The organism is Oceanicaulis sp. UBA6590, from assembly GCF_002433705.1.
In the GTDB taxonomy this organism is placed as follows: domain Bacteria; phylum Pseudomonadota; class Alphaproteobacteria; order Caulobacterales; family Maricaulaceae; genus Oceanicaulis.
This window is the reverse complement of the sequence record NZ_DJIQ01000024.1, coordinates 1,061-4,943: the sequence shown is the minus strand read 5'-3', so window position 1 is coordinate 4,943 and position 3,883 is coordinate 1,061. Positions and strand designations below refer to the sequence as shown.

Genomic DNA, 3,883 nt, shown 5'->3' with positions numbered 1-3,883 from the left:
ATCGCCAGGCGAAAGATAATCGGATCAACGGCTTCCATGTGAGGCTCCGTATGCGGGGGCGGTCAGAAAGTGGTGAGTGCGGTTTGCGGGACAAACCATTACGCATCACCCGTCAGGCTGGGGTGGATGATCGCGCCATCCCTGGTCAGGGCCATGCCCTTGATGACCTCGTCATCCCAGTGCGGGGCGAACGCCGCATCCTCACCCACCAGGAGTGGGAAGAGATTGACGAGGTTCTTGGCCAGAAGCTGGCTGGAATCGGCCGCCAGGCGGGCGGGCAGATTGGTGAAACCGGCGATCTTCACCCCGTTATGCTCGACCACCTTGTCCGCTTCGGTCAGCTCGCAATTGCCGCCATTGGCGGCGGCGATGTCGATGATCACGGACCCCGGCTTCATGCTTTCGACCATGGCCGTGGTGATCAGGCGCGGCGCCGGACGTCCCGGGATGAGGGCGGTTGTGATGACGATGTCCTGCTTGGCGATGTGGCTGGCGACCAGCTCGGCCTGCTTGGCCTTGTAGTCGTCGCTCATCTCCTTGGCGTAGCCGCCCGCAGTCTCGGCTTCCTTGAACTCGTCATCTTCGACGGCGACGAACTTGGCGCCCAGAGACCCCACCTGTTCCTTGGCGGCGGGACGCACGTCGGTCGCAGAGACGACCGCGCCCAGACGGCGCGCCGTGGCGATGGCCTGCAGGCCCGCAACCCCGGCGCCCATCACGAAGGCTTTCGCCGGGGCGATGGTGCCTGCAGCGGTCATCATCATGGGAAAGGCGCGGCCATAGAGCTCGGCCGCCTCGATGACGGCGCGATAGCCCGACAGGTTCGACTGGCTCGACAGGGCGTCCATGGCCTGCGCGCGGGTGATTCGCGGCGTGTATTCCATCGCCAGCGCGTTGACCTTGGCGTCGGCGCAGGCCTGGGCGAACTCCGTCGCGCCATGCGGCTCCAGAAGCCCGATCACCACCGCGCCGTCTTTCAGGCGCTTGAGCGTCTCGTCATCGGGGCGCCGCACGCAGAACAGCGCATCGGCCCCTTTGACGGCGTTGGCGCGGGTGGCGAGCTTGGCGCCCGCGGCCTCGTAGGCGGCGTCGGTATAGGCGGCGCGCTCGCCGGCGCCCTTCTGAACCGTGATCTCGGCTCCGGCCTTGATCAGCGCCTTGACGCTGTCAGGCGTGGCTGCGACCCGGGATTCTCCATCCCGGGTTTCGGCGAGTACGGCGATATGCATTCGGAAACCCCGTCTTCCGGTCGTTAACGTTGCGCGCAGTCTGCGACAAACGTCTAACGCCGGAAAGGGGTAATCTGGCTTGTACGGACAGATTCGGGCTCAACAGGCGGTGAGCGCGCTGTGAGCCCGCTGTTTTAAGGGCTTAGGCCAGAAGGCTGACCAGGCCGCCAATGATGAAGCCGATGATGGCGAGCACAACGAGAGTCGCCCAGTAGCCAGCGCCCTGCTTGAGGAAGAAGCCGCCCAGGCCGCCGACAATGGCGGAGACGAACATGGCGGTGAGCCAATGGAAATGCGCGCCGAAGACGAGGATCACGCACAGCAGCGTGGTGACGATGACCAGAGTGGAATACACCGACACGCCGATAAAGCCGTCAAAGGAGGCTTTATGCTCGGAGATGTCCATGTCTCCGCGGATGTATTCTTCAGCCATGGTCGTCCTCATCTGAAAAAGAAGTCTTCTGAGCGCGGCACATATCACGCTCCTCGCCATCCGCCAAGACGCTGTGCTCGGCTAGACTGGTCTTCGGGCCCAGCCTTCGATCAGGGCGTCCAGCGCCGCCGTGACCGCGATCGGATCATCCAGGATCAGATGGTGCTGGGTGTTCGGTATGCTGACGAAGGGCGAACGGGTGAACACGGACTTCATGTAGTCCCAGGTTTCCGCCTTCATCAGCACCGAATGCTCTCCGCGGATAAAGGCCAGCGGACATTTGAGGTTCGCCGCCGCTGCTTCCGGGTCGCGGCGCTGATAGGTCAGCTTGGCCCACAGGTCGGGATCAAACAGCCAAGTATACCCGTCCTCGACTGCTTTGAGAGAGCCGCGGGCGATGTGATCAATGATCCACAGGTTCTCGCAATGCTGCTCGGGCAGCAGACGAAAGCGTTCGAGCGCCGCAGGCAGATCGGCATAGATGCGTCCGCCCCGGCGCGGCGGGCTGCCCTCGCGCTGCTTTTCGGGTTTTCGAATCGGGCTGTCGAGGATGATCGCGGCTTCAAGCTGGTCCCCCATGACGGTCGAGGCCTGCAGCGTGACGAAGCCGCCGAAGGAATGCCCGACCATGATGGGTTTGCCGGCGTCAAAGGCGCCGCCGGCTTCCGCCGCGACCAGCATGTCCGCGGCGTGGTCATCCATGGTGTAGACCTCGCGCCAGCCGCTTTCGCCCATCCCGGCGAGATCAGCGGCGACGACCCGGCGACCGCCCCCTTCGCGCGCCAGATAGGGGCCCAATGCGTCCCACCAGCCTTTATGGGCGGTGCCGCCATGCACCAGCAGAAGGCCCGGCTTGCCGCGCTCGCCCCAGGCTTTCCAGGCGAGCCTTGTTCCGTCGCGTTCGGCGAAACCGGTATCGACGGTTTCAGTCTGGGCGGTCCTGAACCAGTCGGGAGCGGAGACAGGCTCGCCCTTGAAGGGCGCGAGGGGCGGAGGCATGCGGTCGGCTTTGGTCATGATGGGACCTTGGGACTCTTATACTTAGGAGCTTCAGGGGTAGACCGGCTGTGGCCGACCCGTCAAACGCAGGAGTCTCACCTGAAGCTTAAGGCCAGGCTAACTCTCTATTTACCCTAACAATTTCTGAGTCGTCTCTACACCTCATCTTTACGCCGGGTGTCCCATAAAGGGTCACACAACAGGTGGGAGGGCGGTTCGGACCGGCACGGGGAAAACCCCGGTCGGTCCGCTCAAAGGATCGCCCCGAATAGATAAGCGACCGAAAAGGCGTGGGTGTGATGGCCAAGACCGTATTGATCGTCGATGACGATCCGACCCAGCGTCGCCTGATGCAGGCGGTTCTGGAAAAACAGGGGCATCTGGCGGAAACCGCCGAGGATGGGGAGGCCGGCCTCGAGCGCGTCAAGCGCGGCGGGGTGGACGTGGTCATGCTCGACATGGTCATGCCGGGCATGGACGGCATTGAGACGCTGGAAGCGATCAAGGCCCGCAATCCCGATCTGCCGGTGATCGTGCTGACCGCTCATGGCGGCATTGAAACCGTGGTGAAGGCGATGCGCGCCGGCGCCGTGGACTTCTTCGTGAAGCCCGCCAGTCCGGAGCGGATTGCGGTGTCGATCCGCAACGCCTTGAAAGTCAAGGATCTGTCGGGCGAGGTGACGCGTCTCAAGAAGCGCACGACGGGCGCCCTGGGCTTTTCCGACATGATCGCCGGAGCGCCGGCCATGCGTCAGGTGGTGCGTCTTGGCGAACGGGCGGCGAAGTCCAACATTCCGATCCTGATCACGGGCGAAAGCGGCGTGGGCAAGGAACTGGTGGCGCGCGCCATCGCGGCGGGATCCGACCGCGCAGGCCGTCCCTTCGTGGCGGTGAACTGCGGCGCGATCCCGGAAAATCTGGTGGAATCCACCCTGTTCGGTCACGAAAAAGGCTCGTTCACGGGCGCTGTGGCCAAGCATCTGGGCAAATTCCAGGAAGCTGATGGCGGCACGCTGTTCCTCGATGAGATCGGTGAACTGCCGCTCGACATGCAGGTGAAGCTGCTGCGCGCGCTTCAGGAAGGCGAAGTGGATCCGGTGGGCTCCAAGCGTCCGGTGAAAGTGGATGTGCGCATCGTGTCGGCGACCAACCGCGATCTCGCCGAACAGGTGAAGACCGGCGCCTTCCGCGAAGACCTGTTCTATCGCCTGAACGTGTTCCC

Annotated in this window: 4 protein-coding genes; 1 reads left to right on the top strand and 3 read right to left on the bottom strand. The window is 63.7% G+C overall.

The features are described 5' to 3' along the window. Window positions 1-98 precede the first annotated feature (98 nt). From B2Z70_RS05235 to B2Z70_RS05225, 3 genes are all read right to left on the bottom strand, one after another. On the bottom strand, window positions 99-1,229 hold the full coding sequence (locus tag B2Z70_RS05235) for a Re/Si-specific NAD(P)(+) transhydrogenase subunit alpha (RefSeq protein ID WP_009801984.1): 1,131 nt from the start codon (window positions 1,227-1,229) through the stop codon (window positions 99-101). Window positions 1,230-1,371: 142 nt separating this feature from the next. Further along, entirely contained in the window at window positions 1,372-1,662 is a 291-nt protein-coding gene (locus B2Z70_RS05230) for an aa3-type cytochrome c oxidase subunit IV (protein ID WP_009801983.1), read from the bottom strand. A gap of 81 nt (window positions 1,663-1,743) precedes the next feature. Continuing rightward, window positions 1,744-2,679, bottom strand: a complete 936-nt coding sequence (locus B2Z70_RS05225; protein ID WP_292981824.1) for an alpha/beta fold hydrolase — start codon at window positions 2,677-2,679, stop codon at window positions 1,744-1,746. 281 nt (window positions 2,680-2,960) lie between these two features. Between B2Z70_RS05225 and B2Z70_RS05220 the strand changes: the two genes are divergently transcribed. Further along, the coding region (locus B2Z70_RS05220) for a sigma-54-dependent transcriptional regulator (protein ID WP_292981822.1) at window positions 2,961-3,883 on the top strand (923 nt) is incomplete at its 3' end.

What these genes read in the sequence shown, in the direction of transcription:
- B2Z70_RS05230 (WP_009801983.1), bottom strand. Translation starts at nt 1,662, where the DNA reads ATGGCTGAAGAATACATCCGCGGAGACATGGACATCTCCGAGCATAAA.
- B2Z70_RS05225 (WP_292981824.1), bottom strand. Translation starts at nt 2,679, where the DNA reads ATGACCAAAGCCGACCGCATGCCTCCGCCCCTCGCGCCCTTCAAGGGC.
- B2Z70_RS05235 (WP_009801984.1), bottom strand. Translation starts at nt 1,229, where the DNA reads ATGCATATCGCCGTACTCGCCGAAACCCGGGATGGAGAATCCCGGGTC.